The 19399-nt window shown below is 52.0% G+C and carries 16 protein-coding genes; 9 read left to right on the plus strand and 7 right to left on the minus strand.

What is annotated here, in order from left to right; translation table 11 throughout:
• Positions 1-142: 142 nt before the first annotated feature.
• Together EIP93_RS02290 and EIP93_RS02295 are read right to left on the minus strand one after the other, a co-directional pair.
• The gene (locus tag EIP93_RS02290; RefSeq protein WP_039309979.1) at positions 143-1138 is read right to left on the minus strand and encodes a LysR family transcriptional regulator; all 996 of its coding nucleotides are present in this window, start codon (positions 1136-1138) and stop codon (positions 143-145) included.
• A 627-nt stretch (positions 1139-1765) separates the two neighbouring features.
• The gene (locus tag EIP93_RS02295; protein ID WP_125232209.1) at positions 1766-2101 is read right to left on the minus strand and encodes a hypothetical protein; all 336 of its coding nucleotides are present in this window, start codon (positions 2099-2101) and stop codon (positions 1766-1768) included.
• Positions 2102-2725: 624 nt separating this feature from the next.
• Between EIP93_RS02295 and EIP93_RS02300 the strand changes: the two genes are divergently transcribed.
• The 3 genes from EIP93_RS02300 to EIP93_RS02310 are packed head-to-tail and all read left to right on the plus strand — an operon-like array spanning position 2726 to position 6332.
• A complete protein-coding gene (locus tag EIP93_RS02300) occupies positions 2726-4816 on the plus strand; it encodes an McrB family protein (RefSeq protein WP_119158974.1) in 2091 nt (696 codons plus the stop codon).
• Positions 4809-6122: an McrC family protein gene (locus tag EIP93_RS02305; protein WP_125232210.1), complete on the plus strand. Its 1314-nt coding sequence runs from the start codon at positions 4809-4811 to the stop codon at positions 6120-6122. The genes EIP93_RS02300 and EIP93_RS02305 overlap by 8 nt, the downstream gene beginning before the upstream one ends.
• 15 nt (positions 6123-6137) lie before the next feature.
• Complete coding sequence (locus EIP93_RS02310; protein ID WP_072037054.1) at positions 6138-6332, plus strand: CPCC family cysteine-rich protein; 195 nt, start codon at positions 6138-6140, stop codon at positions 6330-6332.
• A gap of 79 nt (positions 6333-6411) precedes the next feature.
• Here the strand turns inward: EIP93_RS02310 and rtcR are convergent, their stop codons facing one another.
• Positions 6412-8007, minus strand: a complete 1596-nt coding sequence (gene rtcR, locus EIP93_RS02315; protein ID WP_125232211.1) for an RNA repair transcriptional activator RtcR — start codon at positions 8005-8007, stop codon at positions 6412-6414.
• Between the two features lie 191 nt (positions 8008-8198).
• Between rtcR and EIP93_RS02320 the strand changes: the two genes are divergently transcribed.
• The 5 genes from EIP93_RS02320 to EIP93_RS02340 all read left to right on the plus strand — a co-directional run bounded on the left by EIP93_RS02320 (position 8199) and on the right by EIP93_RS02340 (position 12278).
• Positions 8199-9434: an RtcB family protein gene (locus tag EIP93_RS02320; RefSeq protein WP_161502920.1), complete on the plus strand. Its 1236-nt coding sequence runs from the start codon at positions 8199-8201 to the stop codon at positions 9432-9434.
• 4 nt (positions 9435-9438) lie between these two features.
• Complete coding sequence (locus EIP93_RS02325; RefSeq protein ID WP_103942065.1) at positions 9439-10230, plus strand: nucleotidyltransferase domain-containing protein; 792 nt, start codon at positions 9439-9441, stop codon at positions 10228-10230.
• Positions 10231-10268: 38 nt separating this feature from the next.
• Positions 10269-11612 carry a HEAT repeat domain-containing protein gene (locus tag EIP93_RS02330; RefSeq protein ID WP_103942063.1) on the plus strand — a complete coding sequence of 448 codons (1344 nt, stop codon included), beginning with the start codon at positions 10269-10271 and terminating at the stop codon, positions 11610-11612.
• A 79-nt stretch (positions 11613-11691) separates the two neighbouring features.
• Positions 11692-11976: a damage-inducible protein J gene (locus EIP93_RS02335; protein WP_039507360.1), complete on the plus strand. Its 285-nt coding sequence runs from the start codon at positions 11692-11694 to the stop codon at positions 11974-11976.
• Complete coding sequence (locus tag EIP93_RS02340) at positions 11973-12278, plus strand: type II toxin-antitoxin system RelE/ParE family toxin (RefSeq protein ID WP_125232212.1); 306 nt, start codon at positions 11973-11975, stop codon at positions 12276-12278. Before EIP93_RS02335 ends, EIP93_RS02340 begins: the two co-directional genes overlap by 4 nt.
• Positions 12279-12283: 5 nt before the next feature.
• Here the strand turns inward: EIP93_RS02340 and EIP93_RS02345 are convergent, their stop codons facing one another.
• Positions 12284-13075, minus strand: a complete 792-nt coding sequence (locus EIP93_RS02345) for an HNH endonuclease (RefSeq protein WP_125232213.1) — start codon at positions 13073-13075, stop codon at positions 12284-12286.
• Between the two features lie 153 nt (positions 13076-13228).
• Between EIP93_RS02345 and EIP93_RS02350 the strand changes: the two genes are divergently transcribed.
• Positions 13229-14326, plus strand: a complete 1098-nt coding sequence (locus tag EIP93_RS02350) for a DUF1615 domain-containing protein (protein ID WP_125232214.1) — start codon at positions 13229-13231, stop codon at positions 14324-14326.
• 49 nt (positions 14327-14375) lie between these two features.
• On the opposite strand, the gene EIP93_RS02355 is transcribed toward EIP93_RS02350, so the two are convergent.
• The 3 genes from EIP93_RS02355 to EIP93_RS02365 form a co-directional block, all read right to left on the minus strand.
• Entirely contained in the window at positions 14376-15845 is a 1470-nt protein-coding gene (locus EIP93_RS02355; protein ID WP_125232215.1) for a SulP family inorganic anion transporter, read from the minus strand.
• Entirely contained in the window at positions 15842-16510 is a 669-nt protein-coding gene (locus EIP93_RS02360) for a carbonic anhydrase (RefSeq protein WP_072012979.1), read from the minus strand. Before EIP93_RS02360 ends, EIP93_RS02355 begins: the two co-directional genes overlap by 4 nt.
• Before the next feature lie 703 nt (positions 16511-17213).
• A complete protein-coding gene (locus EIP93_RS02365; protein ID WP_125232216.1) occupies positions 17214-19163 on the minus strand; it encodes a methyl-accepting chemotaxis protein in 1950 nt (649 codons plus the stop codon).
• Between the last annotated feature and the right edge of the window lie 236 nt (positions 19164-19399).

The following is a 19399-nucleotide window of genomic DNA, read 5'->3' on the forward strand; positions in this document are numbered from 1 at the left end:
TTCAGGTAACACGAACCCATCACGATTTTTATAAAATCATGACTAAAAAGCGTTCTCGGGGAGACGAACATGGAATTAGCATCGTTAAATGGCTAGTGGTGGATATATTCCTCCATTATTCTGTCTCCCAATCGTTAATAGGTTATTCCGTATTATCCGGGTTAATCTCAACCAATTTTTCTATTCCACGGTTCAGCGTTTTCAATTTCGGAAGAAATACGGTTTTAATAATGTCATGTGTGACATCGCACGCTTCTTCAAAGAACGCGCTGTATTCATCACGGTGCCCGACAATATAAAGCGAGCGCTTGATATTCACTGGTTCCGGCATATGCGTTAGCACCTCGCGGGAGTGTGCAACGGATTGCAGGAAACTGAGCGGGGTGGTTACCGCCCAACCGATACCTGCCGCCACCATCGACGTTAAGGTATCCGCATTATCAAATTCGAGCATGTTCGGCACGCGGACATCGATGCGGCGCAGGTAGCGCTCAATCTGCATCCCAATCTGCGAGTTCCGGTTAAAGCGCACCAGCGGCAGCGCTGAGGAAAGCTCACGGATGTCCTCAACCGTTTTGATGCGTTTGCGGTAATCCGGTGGCGTGATAATGAAATAGCCTTCGGAAAACAGCTGATGACGCACCACACTATCGCTGTCGATCAACGGGTCGCTGGTGACGATAAGATCCAGCTCGCGGCGCATTAACGCTTCACCCTGCTGTGGGCTGAGCCCGGTACGAATCAGCAACTGCGATGAACTCTTCATCAAACTCTTGGTAAACACCGAACCGCAGGTGATGGCAAACGAATCCACCAGGCCGATACGCAAGTCGGGTTTGATTCCTTTTCCCGCTTCCAGCACCTGTGCCTTGAGGTTTGCGATCTCCTCCGTCAGGATTTCTCCGCGGTTTTTCAACGCAATGCCGTAGGGCGTCAGGACAAAGGGGCGACGAGCCCGGTTAACCAATTTGACGCCGAAATCTTCTTCCAATAACCGGATAGTTTGCGAAATGGCAGAGGGCGTCAGGCCTAACCGCGTGGCGGCTGCCGTCATGCTTCCTGCTTCCGCCATCGTCACAAAAACATAGACGGCGTACATATCGATCGATTTATTGGCGGACACTGTGCGTTTAACCATGTGAGTTTGCCTACGCTGCAAGGTGAATGTCGTCGAAATATGAAGCGTTAGTCTATCTCATCTCGCTGACTACGACCTCGCTAACTGATGTCAGAATAGTCGGCTAACTTCAGAAAAAATACAGGTCGCGTCACTGATTAATTTTTTCTTATTTCTAGCTTTAGCGGATCTGAAGGTGAAATGGATTACATGGTGTTACTACTCGTGCATCGGTTGTATTCCTTCCCTCGCTAGTGCTGTTTTTTATACATAAATACAGGATGATTGCGGGTGTTGCTGTTATCCGGCGTAAAAAATTATGCTGAGGAGATAGCAGGCTTAGGATGAGCCGCATGGATGCGGCGAAAGCTTGCGCCACGTCGGGAACGTGTCGCAAGCGGTCCGTTAAGCCTGATACCGACGAAGGAACCGCGTCAGCGGCATAATTTCCGCCAAAAGCCTCGGGGTCACGGGGCGAGCGGCGCTTAAGCCGCCCCGTGTCGGGCGCGTGCTACGAGATAGCATGAAAATGATCGCATTGTCGCGCACGAAACTGCCTCTGTTGCGACATAGCAATGTGACTAAGAGACTGTCTTACGAAGTAGAGGGAGAGGTAACCATCCTCCTGCTAGGCATAACGTATTGTTTTTACTGCGCAGTAAAATGTGGGTCGCCCACTGGCGTTATCGTTCGTACATGACGTTCTGCCTGTTCACACATTTCCAGCAGCGCCGGAATCAGGTGTGCGGTGGCGTTGAGGCACGCGCCGAGTTGGCTGAGGCTTTCTTGCGGCAGTTCAACGTCATTTTGCAGGGTGTCGCCGAGGTAATGCAGGCCGTGGCACAGGCCTTCGATCGATTCGGCGGCAATTGCGCCGAGGTCGCAGAGCTGAACGTCATCCAACTGCGCGAAAGGTAGGCTGGCTATCAGATCGCGGAAAATAGTAATGGTGCTGTCAGCGGGTGTGGCGTGAGTGTCCGTCATGGTCATTTTTTCCTTGAGATAATTAAGTCCGCCACCACACAAGGTTCCAAATTCGGGTGGTGACACAGACAGGATTGGAACCCCGGCTCTCAAGAAGACCGGTCAACCTTGCGGTTGCCCTGCCTGCGTCACCGTAAAGAGTGTGCACGCAGCCCCTGAAAAAACAAAGTGTTTTTCAGTCTTGAGAGGTTCGGGGTTCCAAGCCCGGCTACGGATGTTGCCGCAGTACAGAGACTGTATTCCAACGGCAAAAAACGTGAAATAGGGTGGATAGATTTACAGTGGAATTACAGCGGGTTTTGGAATGGTGCTCGCAGAAATGGCTGAAAGCCTACATGAGGACTCGCATAGACAACCTGATACCATTCAACGTAAGACGAAAGCTTATAACATGTCATGTAATGTTAACGGGGTCTTGGATAAGTTTTCGTTACAATGCTACTTTTTATTCCTTGAATTAGATGTATTTTTATAGCGACTACAAGTAGTCATGCTGGCCGTTGCTATAAGTTGCACAAGTGGTAAGCACCACCTAATAACACATTCAAAACTTACCGGCTCAACCCTGTCAGCCAAACTGACGTACCGAGGTTACTGAGCACCACAGCAAAGGAATGATTACCGATGGATATTATTGCTCAAGTTGAAAAAGGCCAATGGTCATTAGACGCATTTATTAAACACCTGGTGAAATATAGCCAAGAAAAATATCCCAAGTGGGAAAACAACTACCGTGATTTGGTCAATGCAGCACAAGCGGCTTCAGCTTTTACAACGCCTGAAACCGATGAATTGCTACAGCGCCTTTGGTACGTACGTGATAACGGGATAGCGAACATCAAGCAAGGGGGGCTTTCGTTGGCAGAGTTCGAGCGTAATTTGCCTTTATTCCGGTCGATAACGGAACAAATTCGCCTGCAGCCAAATGAAGACACCTATTGGAAGATTACGCAAGAGATGGAGGAGGCAAAAGAGGATGGCAGGCTAAACAAGATGTATTACGCCTTGCGCAATCGTGTGTTTGCTGCCTTTATGCCCCATGTTTGTACGACCACTGTTGACTATAAAGCATTTAATGAGACCGCTGCCTTTTTGAATACCTGTTTTACATTGGGTTTACAGGCAGCGAATCAACGTAGTTGGTTGCAAGTTAACCACGACCTGACAAAGGAATTGGCTAAAGTCTCAATACCCGTCGATGTTTTCCAAATCAATATGGCTGTGTGGGGATTGCGTGAATTACTTAATCAGCGGAAAAAAGTACTGGAATACCAGGATGAGGAGAAAAATAATCAAGATTTTCTTCCTCATGAAAATAAAGAAATAACAGTCTCTTCTCCCTCCAACAAAATTTTCTTTGGTCCTCCAGGTACTGGTAAAACGTATATCCTTCAACAAGAAATGGCTACATCATACACCACGAAGGCAATATCGAAAGATGATGGTGCCTGGCTGGATTCCCGTCTTACACCACTAAGTTGGATGCAAGTGACAGTACTGGTATTGCTGGATTTGAACAAACCGACAAAAGTGCGGGAACTGACTGAGCATGTATGGTTTCAGCGCAAGGCGTTATTAAATGGGCGCAGCAGTAATCTTTCACAAACGGCCTGGGCGACGTTGCAAGCGTACACCATCGCGGAATCAACCACGGTTGATTATAAGAGTCGTCGTGAGCCTGCCGTTTTTGATAAGACGACCGACAGCGAATGGAGGTTGGTAGACTCCCAGCTAGAGCTGGTAGAAGAACTGGTTACGCTTTATGGAGAATTAAAGCGTGGACCAAAACACGGAGAAGAAATCCAGCGTTACTCTAGCGTCACGTTCCACCAATCTTATGGCTATGAGGAATTTATCCAAGGGATACGTGCTCGTTCGGACGACGACGGTAATGTTTTCTATTCGACCGAGCAGGGCGTTTTTTTGCAGCTTTGCGACAGAGCAAAAGCCGACCCTGAACATCGTTATGCGATATTTATTGATGAGATCAACCGCGGCAATATCTCCAAAATCTTCGGTGAACTGATTGCACTGATCGAGACGGACAAGCGAGCAGGCATGAAGAATGCGCTGAGTTTGCAGCTTGCCACGAGTGAAAGTGGAGAGCGGTTCAGCGTGCCCGCTAATATCGACATTATTGGCGCGATGAATACCGCAGACCGCTCTCTGGCGCTGATGGATACCGCGCTACGGCGGCGTTTCGAATTTGTCGAGATGATGCCGGACTTGTCACTGCTTAGCGGCGTCAAGGTTAAAGGGATAAAAATTGAGTCGCTGTTAGAAAAGCTCAATAGCCGTATTGAAGCCCTCTACGACCGTGAACATGCGCTAGGCCATGCGTTTTTTATACCGGTGAAAACAGCACTGGAAGAGAAGGGGGAAGACGATGCCTTCAAGGTGCTTCAGGCCGTGTTTCAGAAGAAAATTATCCCGTTGTTGCAAGAATACTTTTTCGATGACTGGAACAAGATTCGGCTGGTACTGGCAGATAACCAGAAAAAGAACGATAGTTTGCGGTTCATTACCGAAAAAGTTGACGCGCTGGATGAGCTGTTTGGCGACGACCATGGTTTACGTCGGCACAATCAGAAATCAACCTCGTATGAATTAAAAGGTTTTCACCAGGATGATTTCTGGGATGAACCTCTAGCCTATCGCGCCATTTACGAACCGAAAGGCGCAGAAATTTCCGATTCGGACGAACGCAATGGGTGAGGTCGTTTCCGTTTTTGAATATGGCTTGCTGGGTGTGGGGAAAGCGCTGCCCCCAGCGGTAACCGCCATTCAGCCTGAGGTGTTTGATTATCTGGAGTCTTTGGCGTTGGATGAACAAGGTTGCTCATTCCTCCGTCTGACGTCACGTTCCGGCCATCGAGTGATTCAGGTGCAGAACTATGCGGGCGCGCTGTATACCCCTTATGGCGTGCAGTTGGAGGTTCTTCCCAAAGTGGGGAGACACGTAACATCGGATCGTGCGCGTGAAACTTTGCTGGTGATGCTGAGCTATTTATCAGGTTTTCGCCATATTGAAACTCAGCAGGCCTCCGTACAGGCGAAACATATGCCGCTGCTGGAAATCTTTGTCACCCAGTTTCTGGATAGTGTCAGCCGGTTATTGAAACAGGGCCTGCGGTCGGAATATGTGCGTGAGCAAGGTAATCTCGCCTTTATGAAGGGCAAACTGATGTTTTCCCAACAGTTGCGTCATAATCTGGTCAATCGCCACAAATTCTGGGTGGATTACGAGGAGTATTTACCTGATTGTCCGGCAAATCGCTTGTTACATGCGGCGTTAGTGCGGCTCAGCGGCGTGCGTCTATCTGCAGAGAATCAGCGCTGGTGTCAGGAACTGCGTTTTGCATTTGAAGGCATTACGCCGAGTCAGGACATCGGAGGCGACATTGACTGTTTACGGCCTGAGCGCGGGTTGTCTCATTATGATGAGCCGCTTGCCTGGGCGCAGTTGATTCTGCAAGGAGTAAGCCCACTTGCGCTGCAAGGTGATACCAAAGCACTGTCTCTCCTATTCCCGATGGAGGCAGTGTTTGAATCTTTTGTGGCACAGACGATTTCTGAAGAGTTACCCCAGCATTTGCTGGCCAAAATACAGTTCTCCGGCCAGACATTGGTTCACCACGCGGGTAAAGACTGTTTTAAGCTTCGTCCTGACCTTCTGATTCAATCTCGGCATCCCGCCAAAAACCAAATGGTATTAGATACTAAATGGAAGTTAGTGAGTAATGTCACCAAAGGTCAGTCGTTGTATGGACTATCCCAAGACGATTTTTATCAAATGTTTGCTTACGGGCAGAAGTATTTGGAAGGCAAAGGGGATTTATACCTGATTTATCCAGAACATGATGGCTTCGCCCACCCTGTCGCACAACATTTTGAATTTTCTGGGGAGTTGCGATTATGGGTTGTGCCTTATCGTGTTATGGCGTTGCCGGGTGAAAGAATGGCATGGTGTAAGTCGGACTGTTTGGATCAACACGTTGTGGTGGAGCCACTTTCAGAATAATGAAGAGGGAAATCTATGTCTGATGATCCGGGGTGCCCGTGCTGTGGTTCTGATTCGGTAGAAGGTGTGGGGGAGTATGAAATTTGTTCCCGTTGCCGATGGGAGGACGATCCTTTTCAGGCGAGTAATCCTGACAGAGGTGGCGGAGCGAACCGAATGAGTTTGAATCAGGCAAGATTGGCTTTCTCGCATGGAGAACTTGTCTGGTAAAACACTACGCCATTTGATTTTCTACACTCTTGGTCTCTAGGCCTCCTCATGTATTGTGCATGAGGAGGTTTCTTCTTTGTTATTCGCTTTCCCGCTTCAACCCCTCCCAACTCAGTCCAAAACGTGCCAGATACTTACGCAGTCGGTCGGCGTCGTTGGGCTTTTGTTTTTGCAGGCGTGAGACGGCGAACAGGAGACGGCCAGCTTCGGAGAGTGAATGGGAAGTGCGGCAGACATCAAGCACGGTTTCAAGCTGGCGCTGTTCGAAGAGGTCGATGCTGGCGAGTTCGGGCGGCAGTGCAGGTGATAGCGCTGCTGCTGGGGAATCGCTCTGCCAGTTGGCTCGCAGGCGAGTGATTTCCTCTTCTACCAGTGCGGTGGTGATGCGACCTTGTTCCGCTAGTGTCGCCATGCGTGCGATGGACGAACCAAGTTCGCGGAAGTTGCCACGCCACGCTGCTTGCGGTGAGCAAGCGAAGGTGAGGTAGCGCTGCCGCGCGTCTTTATCGAAGCGGATCTGCGTTTGGTGATCGCGTGTGAAGCGCTGGAGTTCGTAGTCAATGTTGGGTTCGATATCTTCCCGACGCTCTGCCAGCCCCGGTAGAGGAAAGGTCCACATGTTGATACGCGCATAAAGGTCTTCACGGAATTTTCCCTGTGCGATCCACTCGCGGAGGTTGCGGTGTGTGCCAGCAATCAATTGGAAATCGCTGCTGACTTCTTTATCCGAGCCAAACGGTAAAAAGCGTTTTTCTTCAATGGCTTTAAGCAGCATCGCCTGTTCATCCAACCCCAGTTCGGCGATTTCATCCAGAAACAGCATTCCGCCGTCCGCTTCACGCAGCAGCCCGGTTCTCGCCTGCAACGCGCCGGTAAACGCGCCTTTTACGTGGCCGAATAGCGTCGACATCGCGTTGTCGCCGCGCAGCGTGGCACAGTTAACCGCAACAAAACGGCCGCTGACCAGATGGCGTGACTGGCGTAGCTGGTAGATACGCTGCGCCAGAAAGGATTTCCCCGCCCCGGTTGGGCCAGTTAAGAGCATCGGCGCGGTGGAGCGCAGCGCGACGCGCTCAATCTGATCGATCAGCGCATTAAACGTGGTATTGCGCGTCTCGATGCCCGATTTCAGGAACGAGACAGAGCGCTCCTGCTCATGTTGGAATCGGCTGGTGAGGGTAGCATAGCGGCTGAGATCCAGATCGATGACAGAGTAGATGCCCTGCGGTGCCGGACGATCCGATTTCTCTCCCGGTGCAGTTTGCAGCAGTTTGGCGGGCAGGTAGCGAGCTTCGGTTAACAGGAACCAGCAAATCTGCACGACGTGGGTGCCGGTGGTGATGTGAACGAAATACTCTTCGTTTTCGGTATCGAACGGGTAGCGGCTCGCAAAGTCCAGAAAGGCGCTGTAGACCTCTTCCAGATTCCACGGGTCGCGCAGTTCAACGGCCTGAAGCGTGACCTGCGTGGCGGGTGACACCACGGCGATATCCTCTGCCACCTGCTGTGCCATCCCCTCGTTGCGAGACTGGTGCAGCAGTTCCAGACGGTCGACCGGAAAATCTGGCTGCTGGCACAGGCCGACGGTGGGTCGCCATTTCGTCCAGCGATTCTCCCGTTTACCCCGTTTGTCCAGCGTGGTGCCCAGCACACCAATGACGACGCGACGCTTCATGCTATACCTTTTTATAAATTATTATCCTATGGGATAAATTTACCTGTTCTTTTATTTCGTTGCTAGTTCACGTGATAAATTTTTTATTTGTTAATTATCAATTAATTAAAATTATATTCTGTCGTTGTCAGAAAACTGGCACGCCTTTCGCTATATCTATAGTGAACAATGACAAACAAAGAGAATGAAAAATGGAAGAGATGAAAACGCAGGATTACGACATGATGTCACCAGTGAATAGCGCACCGGTAAAAATGTGGACGCAGGGCGTGCCTGTGGAGCCGGAAGCTCGGGACCAACTGCTGAATACGGCCAAAATGCCGTTCATTTTTAAACATCTGGCGGTGATGCCGGATGTGCATCTGGGAAAAGGATCGACGATTGGTAGCGTGATCCCCACGCGTGGCGCGATTATCCCGGCGGCGGTCGGCGTGGATATCGGTTGCGGGATGATTGCGGTGCGTACATCACTGGTTGCCAGCGACCTGCCGGATAACCTGATGGGGTTGCGTAGCGCGATTGAACAGGCGGTGCCGCACGGACGTAGTGTAACGCGTTCCAAACGTGATGTCGGTTCCTGGCAGAATCCGCCGCAGACGGTGGATGCGCACTGGTCACTGCTGGAACCGCGCTTTAAACGTTTGACGGATAAATACCCGCAGTTGCTGAAAACTAACAACTATCAGCATTTGGGAACCTTAGGAACGGGTAACCACTTTATCGAAATCTGTCTGGACGAAGTGGATCGCGTGTGGGTGATGTTGCATAGCGGATCACGTGGTGTGGGGAACGCGATTGGATCGCTGTTCATCAAGCTGGCGCAGGAAGATATGCAGCAGCACATTGCGAATCTGCCGGACCGTAATCTGGCGTACTTCGAGGAAGGAAGCCTGCACTTTGACGATTACATTGAAGCGGTGGAATGGGCGCAGGATTTTGCCCGTCATAACCGCGAAGTGATGATGTCGCATACGCTGGCGGCGCTGTCCCGAATTGTGACGAAGCCGTTTACGACGCAGCAGGAAGGCGTGAACTGCCACCATAACTATGTACAGCGCGAAACGCACTTTGGTGAATCGGTGCTGATCACCCGTAAAGGCGCGGTGTCGGCGCAGAAAGGCCAGATGGGAATTATTCCGGGGTCGATGGGCGCGAAGAGCTTTATCGTGCGCGGATTGGGGAACGAAGAGAGTTTCTGTTCCTGTAGTCACGGCGCGGGGAGAACGATGAGCCGTACCGCCGCGAAAAAACGCTTCACCGTGGAAGATCAGATCCGTGCGACCGCGCACGTCGAGTGCAGAAAAGACAGCGACGTTATCGATGAAATCCCGATGGCGTACAAAGATATCGATAAGGTGATGGCGGCACAGTCATCGCTGGTGGAAATTGTGCATACGCTGCGTCAGGTGGTGTGTGTGAAAGGATAAGCTCATGATGGAAAACGATTATCGCGTCGATGCCGCCATGCGGACGCGGATAAAATTAGTCTTACAGGATGTAGAAGAACGTTATCAGGTCAAAGTGCTCTATGCCTGTGAATCGGGTAGCCGTGGCTGGGGATTTTCATCCCCGGATAGCGATTACGACGTGCGTTTTCTTTACGTGCATCAACCAGAGTGGTATCTGCGCGTTGAGCCGCAGCGCGATGTGATAGAGCTACCCATCGACGATGAACTGGACGTCTGTGGTTGGGAATGGCGTAAAGCACTTGGCCTGCTCAAGCGGGCCAACCCGACGCTGATCGAGTGGCTGGATTCGCCCGTGGTCTATCAGGAGGATCGGAACGCTACGTCCGAACTACGGGCGGCGGTGCCGATGTGGTTCTCGCCATCCAAGGCGCGCTGGCACTATCTGTCGATGGCACGTAAAAACTTTCGCGGCTATCTGCAAGACGAAACGGTACGCCTCAAAAAGTATTTTTACGTCCTGCGTCCGCTTTTGGCTGTGCGCTGGATAGAGGCAGGCAAAGGCATGCCGCCTATGCGTTTCTCTCAACTGCTCGCTGAAACGGTAGACGATCCGCACCTGTTGGCTGAAATCCACCAACTGCTGGAGATCAAACAGCGCTCGGGTGAGGCGGAATACGGCCCACGTCGGGAGGTGATCCACGCATTCATCACGCAGATGCTGAACGATGCCGATAGCCCAGCAATGTTGCCAGACAGTAAGGCCGCTGACGACACGATGCTGGATGCGCTGTTGTATCGGACGGTGATGGTATAAGCATTGATATGGAAGCGAAAAAAGAGAAGGTAAGGAATATGGCATCGTACAATTTACTCCTGCAGCAGTTGGAAAAGCTGGTGGCTTTGCCAGATAACTATTATCGGCCCGCGCAGGCTGATGCACTGGGTTCAGCGTCACACCTGATAACACTCACATGCCACTATAACGGGCATATTCGGCAGCGTGCGGTGCTGTGTTTGGGCTTCATGGACGAGGTCTCGGCATTACCCGCGCTGATTGAACGAGTAAACGATTGGGCTGAACCGGTGCGCCGCGCGGCCAAGCAGAGTGTGCGGCTGCTGTTAGCGCCGAATAACACCGCGTCTTTTGTCGCCAATTTGCCCGCCATTTTCTGGCTGTTGCAGTGCCAGCGAGAAGATCATCAGCCGCTGGTGGAGGAGATCGTCAGCTTTCTATCCGAGGAGGCGCACGTGCCGTCGTTACTGATGGGATTGTGTTCGGAAGACAAAACCGTTGCCCGATTATCACTGGATATTCTCGCTGAGCGTGAGCGGTTCCCGTTGAAGCAGATCTTTGGTCAGGCGATGTTGCATCGCGATCCGTTAGTCAGGGCGAACGCGGCGCGATATCTGCTCAGTGCTGACAAGGATGTCGATCACGACGCGTTGACCATTCTGTTGAAAGACTCGTTCGCCCCCATCAAGCAGGTGGCGTTGCAGTACGTGATAGACAATGCGTTCCCTGTATCTGAGCCTCAACTGGTTGCCTTACTGTTTGATAAGAACGCATTGGTGCGTCAGCGGGCCTCAACGCTACTGCGCGAACGAAACGGCGATCCGGTTACGCATTACCTTGCGGCACTAGATCGGGCGAGTACCGTCACAGTGCGCAAAATCACGCTTTGGGGGCTGGATGAGCATCGCTACGACGGTATTGTGGCGCTGGCGGAGCGCAATCTGGACGAGTGCTATCCCAGCCTTTACTACAGTGCGTTGCGCATTCTCATTCTGCGTACTGGTGACGACGCGCGTGAGCAGTTGTTAGCCTCTCTGCGTCACCCCTCGCTGGTTATTGCGAAGGTGGCACGGAAGCTGTTTTACCAGCAGAAAATTTATCTGTCACTGCCTGAGCTTCAACGTTGTCTGGAAAGTGCATCTTCCAAAGAACATGTTGAGGTGTACTACTTTCTAGCACACAAGCTGAATAAATGGGATTGGCTGATTTTCCTGCTGGATAACGCTAAGCCAGAGAATACGGCACTAACGCAGACTAGAGTGGCGAGCTGGGTACAGCGGTTCAACCGTTCTGGCATATTACCGAATACGCGACAGCAGACGCGTTTGCGGATGCTGCTTGATGAACATCCGCACGTTATCGCGCGCGGCAGCCCGTATATCGCCCTGTTTTTGTATAGTTGATTTTCGTATGAAAAAAGAACAGGAAAAAGTGGATAGGATCGCGTAAAGTGACAACACAATTGACACCACGGAGACGGGAATGAGTACCATCCATTTCAGAATCGATGAAGAAACCAAGCAACTGGCTATGCAGGCTGCGGATCGTCATCAGGTGAGTCTGACGGAGTTGATGCGGCAACGTGCAGAGGAATTGGCAGAAGAAGAGCGTCAGTATCAGCGCAACGCGGGTGATGAATGGCTTGAAACGCAGATTCAGGAAGCGTTTTCTCGTTATGATGCGGGTGAAGGTGAGTTCGTCAGTAATGAGGACGTCAGCCAGAGAATGGATGCATTGAAAGCGCGGGCGGCGCGAGGTGAGTTGTGATATTTAAGGTCCGATGGGAGAAGCAGGCGCTGGCAGATCGTGAAGGAATATACCGCTATCTGTATAAAGAGGCGGGGCTGGATGTTGCGAATGCGGCGGATGAAAAGTTTATTTCATCAGTCTCGTTGCTCGAAGCCACGCCAGAAGCGGGTACTGATATCGGGAAATCGGGGGAGAGGCGAAAACGGGTACTGACGCGATTCCCCTTCATTATCATTTATGCACTCAAGCGAAAGATAAACGAAGTGCATATCCTGCGTATATTACATACCTCCCGCAAACTGTCGGCGACCTACCGATAGCGTATTTACCCACGCCCCAAAAAAATATGCTCACGATGGTATGCCATCTGTGACAGGCTGGGCGGGTAGGTGTCTGGCAGGCGGATTTGTTTGCCTTCGTATTGGGCGAAATTGACGTCGCTGATGGCGCTTTTCAGCTTTTTGATACGCGGCGAAAGCAGCATTTCCAGCGAATCATTGAAGCTAATCAGCCCCATATCAAAGGCTTTGTCGTGCAGGTTGGACAGACAGAGACCGTTGCTGGGATCGAGGCGATATTCTGGCGTCGTTTTCCACGGTTGAATATGGCTGGCCACCAGTAGCGCGGGCTCTTCCAACCCGGTCACGCAGCAGCGTTCGCCGTAGTTGCTGAGTACGCGTTTGCGGAATAGCTGCTGACCAATACGCGTTTTTACCTGTGTAAGGCGTTCTCTGCCGTGATAATCAGGAATTTCGCTCTCGTTGGCTTGAAACGGTGATGGCGCTGTTGTTGCTTCTGCCGCTCCTGCTTCGAGCGATACCATCGCTTGTTGGCACTGCTGTTCAAATAGCTCGGGGTTATCGTCCATTTCCTGCCACAGCGCGCGGTCAGCGTTGGACGCGCCGCGCAAGCCAGTGCGACCCGAATCGATAATAAATGGATCGAGGCTGGCGAGATTCACTAGCTTCATCGCCAGTGCGGAAGGCGTGCGGTTAATCAACTCGGCGTAGCGAATGATGTCGGGATTACGCGAATGCAGCCTGCCAAACGGTAGCTGGCTGTACAGGGTGAAGGCGATCAGGAGCTGATCTCGCGTCCAATGGTTGGTGGCAGCCATGCGTGTGTCGTCCGTTCGTTAGCGCATTCGGTTAGTGATAGCGCTAACTATGCCAGGTCAGTGCGTAAAATGCATGTGCTTGACTCCGGCTGGATAATTGGTGCGGGCTGCGCTAACGTTCTGACAGCCTTCCTATCATGATGCCGAGAGACTATGCCCCGTTCTTCTATTCCCTTGTTTCGTCCCCTGTGTGCGCTGGCTTTGCTGGTGCTGGCGGGCTGTGCCAGCAAGACCGCGACGACGCCGGAATCGCGGCCTGCGGATGTTCGTGTTCAACTACTCAAGCTGTTGCCAGACAACGTGAAAGATCGTCAGGGCTGGGCGACCGATATCGCCACCGCATTTACCACGCAGGGGCTCGATCCCAGCAATGAAAATCTGTGCTCGGTGCTCGCGGTGACCGAGCAGGAATCGACGTTTAATGCCGATCCGCAGGTGCCGAATCTGTCGAAAATCGCCTGGCAGGAGATCGACCGTCGTGCGGAGAAAGTTCATGTTCCGGCATTTCTGGTGCGCACCGCGCTACTCATCAAATCCCCTAACGGAAAAAGCTACAGCGAGCGGCTCGATAAGGTGCGCACGGAAAAAGAGCTCAGCGCGATCTTTGATGATTTCATCGACATGGTGCCGATGGGGCAGACGCTGTTCGGTCGGCTCAACCCGGTGCATACCGGTGGGCCGATGCAGGTGAGCATCGCGTTTGCAGAAGCTAACGCGAAGGGCTATCCGTATACCGTGGGCGGCACGATTCGCCAAGAGGTGTTTAGCCGTCGTGGCGGGATGTATTTTGGCATCAAACACCTGCTGGGCTATCCGGCGAATTATCCGCAGTCTATATACCGATTCGCGGATTTTAATGCAGGGTGGTATGCCAGCCGAAATGCAGCGTTCCAGCGTGCCGTGAGCCGTCTGACAGGGATCAAGCTGGCGCTGGACGGTGATTTAATCAACTACGGTTCGGATAAAGCCAGCGCTACGGAACTGGCGGTTCGCGCATTGGGGAAACGGTTGGAGATGAGTGACAGCGCCATTCGTCGTGCGTTGGAGAAGGGCAATAGCCTCGATTTTGAAGACACCAGCCTGTATGAGCGTGTCTTTGCGTTGGCGGATAAATCGGGTACGAAGGCGCCGCGCGCCATCCTGCCGGGAATCACGCTGGAAAGCCCGAAAATCACCCGTAAACTCACTACGGCGTGGTTTGCCAATCGGGTCGACGAGCGTCGCCAGCGGTGTTTGGCAAGAGCTAAATAGGCAACGCCCTCCACCGAGGGCGCTGCTGTCATTCGCTGCGGTTAGTGTGTCAAACCGGCCACTGGCTGAGTTTGATGCCGCGTTCTTGCGCATTCTCGCGGAAATCTTCCAGCATCGTGCGGACATCAGGATCGATATAGTCGGCGTTGTCGTGTTCGACAATCACGACGCTGTTGGCGGGGATTTTGTTGAGCAGGCCTTGCAGACGCGGGTTGTGCACAAACGTCAGGTTCTGCTGAAAGCTCAGGACAAAGTGATCGCCGTAGCGCGTGAGCTGCATCGCGTTGCGGTGGCTTTTATAAATGCTAAAAGCCAACTGGGTCACGATGCCAATCCCGATACCTGCCAGCATCCCAAACACGATGATTCCGATAACGGTCGCCGCGAAAGGTACGAACTGTTGTAAACCCTGACGCCACAGCAGCAGGAACTGTTGCGGAGAAGCCAGCTTATAGCCGGTATACAGCAATACGGCTGCCAGACTGGCAAGCGGGATGACGTTGAGCAAATCGGCCATGAACAGGCCGCAAAGCAGCAGCAGCACGCCGTGCAGCAGGATGGAGAACTTGGTACGCGCACCGGCGTTGACGTTGACGGAGCTGCGTACGATAACGGCAGTAATCGGCAATCCACCCAGAAAACCGCTGAGCATGTTCCCGATACCTTGCGCACGCATCTCTTTATCCGGCGAGGGCGCAGGGTGTTGCGGGCGAATTTTCTTCAACGCTTCCTGACTTAACAAGGTTTCCAGACTGGCCACCAGCGCCAATGTCACCGCGACCACATAAACCGCCGGGTTCTTCCATGCCTGCCAGTCAGGGCGGGTCATCTCCCCCATCAACTGTTCCAGACTGCCAAACTCTGGCAGGACAATACGCGGCAGGTTATCGACCATTTCTGAGGACAGGCGCTCGCCGTAGACGGTAAAGAGTCCGCCAAAGAGCACGGCGACCAGCGGGCCGGGAAGCCAGCTCAATGCGCTGATTTTCTGCACGGGCTTGGTGGTCCAAAGCCAGAGGATCGCCAGCCCGACCAGACAGACAGTCAGCGCGCTGGTGGAAAATCCAGGTTCGGAAGCGTCGAAGAGTGATTTTAGATCGTCCTCACCGTCCGAGCCGAAGGCAAGCGGGATTTGCTGAATAATCAGCAGGATGCCGATAGCAGACAGCATGCCTTTAATCACAGTGCCGGGGATGAGCGTAATAAAACGCCCGGCGCGTATCAGACCCATAATACATTGCAGCACCCCTGCGAGCATGATCGCCAATAGCAAGGCTGAAAACGATCCCAGGCTGGCGATAGAGCCGGAGACGATAGTAACCAGACCGGCGGCAGGGCCGCTGACTGCATAACGAGACGGACTGAACAGGGTGACGACGATACCGCCGACGACGCCGGTCAACAGACCGACAAAAGGAGGAAGACCACTGGCCTGCGCGATACCGAGGCTCAGCGGCAGGGCAACAAGGAAGACGACGAGCCCCGCGGGGATATCATGTCGGAGTGTACTCAGGTTCATGGGGATGCCTCCTGTTTCTGGGCGTGACGGTGGATGAGTTCTTTCAGATGGCCGCTATGCAGGTCGTAGACACAGCCGAAAACATCAAGCTCAACGCCATTACGCCAGGCTTTCTGCACCGGTTCACAGGCGATCAGGTGGGCGAACTGTGCCAGCACGTTGGCTTCCACCAGCTGATTCTGGCGCGTGCTTTCATCGGCATCGCTATCTTGCGAGGCGGCAATATGCGGCGAAAGCGCCTGACGCAAATCCGTGATGCGGCGGGAAAGGGCGGAATCCTCCTGAGCAAGCCCCATTTCGGGCAGGTTAACCGCCGCCTGAACACCGCCACAGCCATAGTGGCCGCAGAGCACGATGCGAGAAACATGCAGGTATTCGAGGGCATATTGCAGCACGCTCATGAAGTTATCGTCGTCTGCCACCACCATATTCGCGATGTTGCGGTGAACAAAAAGCTCGCCGGGCGCAGAACCCGTCAGCACTTCGGCAGGCACTCGGCTGTCTGAACAGCCGATCCAGAGTGAATGAGGCGTCTGGCCCTGCGTATGCTTTCTGAAATAGTGGGGATGGCGTTGGCGGCGCAACGTAGCCCAACTGCGATTTTTGGCTAATAGGGGTTTTAATGTCGTCAAATTAAACTCTCTCTTTAGAAAACACAGGGATATTTCCCGCCCAGTTGGGAAGGAAAACGGAATCATCAACTATTAGCCTTCACTTAATTAAGTTAGGCATAATTAAATTTAGTTCTGGTGTTTTCTAAATCGTGACGTTTATTGAGACTTTTCTTATATTGTTATTTGTTTTTTATATAATCTTTATTTCATTTAAATCATTTTAAAACAATAGTTTGTGATTTATTTCTTTATGATAATAAAAAACTATTTTACTTAACCTTCTTTGAGGCTAGGTATTTAATGTTGCATTGATATTGCAATTTATATCCTTATCGGCAAGCCTTTTTGTATAAAGTAATGCATTATTGATATCCAGTTTAATTAGTTAATTAAAGTGACGAGGGTACCAATTATAATTATGTTTGGAAATGTAAAATATATTTTATCTAAATTAACCCAATATAAAGTGTGGAAATAAATAGAGAGAATATATACCCTAAATAATTCGAGTTTCAGGAAGGCGGCAAACGAAGGAATCCCGATGAGCTTACTCAGGTAAGTGATTCGGGTGACTGAATGCAGCCAACGCATATGAAACTTGAAGTATGACGGGTATAGAGGCGGAGTGATGGGAGATATACGGGATATATCGTCTACATAATGAGGTAGGGCCGGGCGGTATCGCCCGGCTAAAAGATCAGTAGATAGCTACTGTTGGTCACCTAAGTCCGAGTTTCTCAAACGAGAATACGCACTATCTTGATAATAGCGCTTGCCGCAAAGTCTGCTGTGGTGCGCTGTTCTCAACCTTGAAACGACTGACCAGCGATTCCATTTCAATCGCCTGTTCATCCAGTAACTGGCTGGCAACGGAAGCCTGAGAAACCAGCGTCGCATTTTGCTGCGTGACCATTTCTAACTGGCTGAGCGCTTCGTTAATTTGCGCGATGCCCAGCGATTGCTCATCGGCGGCGACCGCGATTTCATTCACCAAATCGCGCACTTTACGGGTGCCGACGACGATGTCGTTAATTCCCCGGTTTGATTGATTCACCAGCTTCGTCCCTTCGCTGACGCTGGCAATACTGTCGGCGATGAGTGCGCGGATTTTGCCCGCCTCGTCTGCACTGCGCTGCGACAGCTGACGCACTTCCGCTGCGACGACAGAGAACCCGCGGCCATGCTGCCCCGCTCGAGCGGCCTCAACCGCCGCGTTCAGCGCCAGCAGGTTGGTTTGAAAGGCAATGGCATCAATGGCGGAAACCACTGCATTCACGCGCTGGCTGGCGTCCTGAATTTTTTCCATCGCACCGCTAGCCGACTCGGTAATGGTACCGACGCGGTGCGCCTGATCGTCCACCTCCGTCGTCAATTGACGCGCCTGTCCGGCAAAGTCGGCGGTTTGTTTCACCGTAACGGTAATTTCTTCCATGCTGCTGGCGGTTTGCACCAGCGAAGCGGATTGCTCTTCGGTACGCTGCGCCAGATCCTGATTGCCGTTGGCGATCTCGCTGCTGGCTTGCCCGATCGTCTGCGAACTGCGCTTAATACTCACCACCATGTCGGCGATGTTTTCCAGTGAGGCGTTATACGCCTGATTCAGTTGCGAAAGCTCGTCGGTTCCCGGCACGCGCAGGCGGCGTGTAAGATCCCCGCCCATCTCGCGAATGGTCGTCAGTGTTTGTTGAAGCTGCTCGTTGATGCTGCGCATGATCATGGAAGCAAGGCCGAGCGCCATGAGCAGAGAAACCAGCGCACCAGCCAGATAGCTAATCCATGACTGACGGGCCTTAGCGGCTAAGGTATTCACCTGTGCCGTCAGGTCGTTGGTGGCGAGCTGTTCAATCTTTTTCAACTCATCGATTTTTGCCGTTTGTTGGTTAAACCACTGAGTAGCATCGATATCAAAATTGCCGCCAGGCGAGGTGATGGCCTTATTACGCATCTGAAGTGCGCTCTGTGCAGAAGGATTGCTGAGGGCCTGTTCAAAAGCCCTGCGCAGCTCGGGATTGGCGAACATGTTATAGGCCGTGGTGTAGGCATCTCCCCGGCCAACCATCTGGTTCAGACGTTCAAACATACCAGTAGCAAAGCTATTGGCAGAGAACGCGTTGGAGAGCACGGCACGTTCAAGCCCAGCCTGTTCTTTGACGTTCAGCAGGTTGTAATAGGCCGCCAGCCGCTGGGCGATACCGCCGTCGCTGACCAGATGGGCCATATCCCCGACGATATTCAGCAGATTACTGACCGAGTCGGAATAGTAGCCAATCGCTTGGGCAACGGGTATCGATATGCTATCGACGCTGCGGCGATGTTCCGCAAGCTGCTGTGTTTTCTGTGTGACGCGACCGAGTTCTTCGCTGACGGCATCGCCAAGCTCGGCGCGGCTCAGGTTTGCGGCGGTTTGCTCAAGCACCTGCTGTGCCCGATCGGTGGCTTGCCGCTGCGTGGTGAGCTCTGGGCCAAAATTTTTCCCCTGACTGCCAAAATAGCCCGCGCTCAAGCCGCGCTCACGCTGTAACTGGTGAGCGTACTCGCCTGCATCGCGCGCCAGCGTGATGAGTTTCTCCATACGGATCATTTCATTTTCTGTGTTGCGGCGTTCCATCACGCCGGAAAAACTGAACCAGAGGAGGGCAAGGATGGGCGGGAGAAGGGCAAGAATGAACTTACTACGGATCGAGATGTGATGAAGGGATTTCATAGGTGTGCTCCATAGCCTGCAAGTAGTCCGTTCCTGACATGTGCAGTTTGCAAAAGTAGACAGGGGTTTATTTTAGTTTCGGCCTAATAAGGGAATGGTTTAGCGCTGACCCCATGATTCCCTTAAAAAAGTCATGCCTATTTTTCTTACCACCCCATGGATAAGAATATATTGCTTATTATTTAATTGTTTATATCTTTTTTTTCTCTTTTTTTACAACAAGATCGTTAACTTAT

Source organism: Pectobacterium versatile, from assembly GCF_003932035.1.
Lineage (GTDB): Bacteria > Pseudomonadota > Gammaproteobacteria > Enterobacterales > Enterobacteriaceae > Pectobacterium > Pectobacterium versatile.

Excerpts from the sequence above, each read along its gene's own strand:
- EIP93_RS02320 (WP_161502920.1), top strand. The coding sequence starts at position 8,199 with ATGGAAGAGATGAAAACGCAGGATTACGACATGATGTCACCAGTGAAT.
- EIP93_RS02305 (WP_125232210.1), top strand. The coding sequence starts at position 4,809 with ATGGGTGAGGTCGTTTCCGTTTTTGAATATGGCTTGCTGGGTGTGGGG.
- EIP93_RS02345 (WP_125232213.1), bottom strand. The coding sequence starts at position 13,075 with ATGGCTGCCACCAACCATTGGACGCGAGATCAGCTCCTGATCGCCTTC.
- EIP93_RS02365 (WP_125232216.1), bottom strand. The coding sequence starts at position 19,163 with ATGAAATCCCTTCATCACATCTCGATCCGTAGTAAGTTCATTCTTGCC.
- EIP93_RS02310 (WP_072037054.1), top strand. The coding sequence starts at position 6,138 with ATGTCTGATGATCCGGGGTGCCCGTGCTGTGGTTCTGATTCGGTAGAA.
- rtcR (WP_125232211.1), bottom strand. The coding sequence starts at position 8,007 with ATGAAGCGTCGCGTCGTCATTGGTGTGCTGGGCACCACGCTGGACAAA.
- EIP93_RS02330 (WP_103942063.1), top strand. The coding sequence starts at position 10,269 with ATGGCATCGTACAATTTACTCCTGCAGCAGTTGGAAAAGCTGGTGGCT.
- EIP93_RS02300 (WP_119158974.1), top strand. The coding sequence starts at position 2,726 with ATGGATATTATTGCTCAAGTTGAAAAAGGCCAATGGTCATTAGACGCA.
- EIP93_RS02325 (WP_103942065.1), top strand. The coding sequence starts at position 9,439 with ATGATGGAAAACGATTATCGCGTCGATGCCGCCATGCGGACGCGGATA.
- EIP93_RS02355 (WP_125232215.1), bottom strand. The coding sequence starts at position 15,845 with ATGAACCTGAGTACACTCCGACATGATATCCCCGCGGGGCTCGTCGTC.
- EIP93_RS02335 (WP_039507360.1), top strand. The coding sequence starts at position 11,692 with ATGAGTACCATCCATTTCAGAATCGATGAAGAAACCAAGCAACTGGCT.
- EIP93_RS02350 (WP_125232214.1), top strand. The coding sequence starts at position 13,229 with ATGCCCCGTTCTTCTATTCCCTTGTTTCGTCCCCTGTGTGCGCTGGCT.
- EIP93_RS02295 (WP_125232209.1), bottom strand. The coding sequence starts at position 2,101 with ATGACGGACACTCACGCCACACCCGCTGACAGCACCATTACTATTTTC.
- EIP93_RS02290 (WP_039309979.1), bottom strand. The coding sequence starts at position 1,138 with ATGGTTAAACGCACAGTGTCCGCCAATAAATCGATCGATATGTACGCC.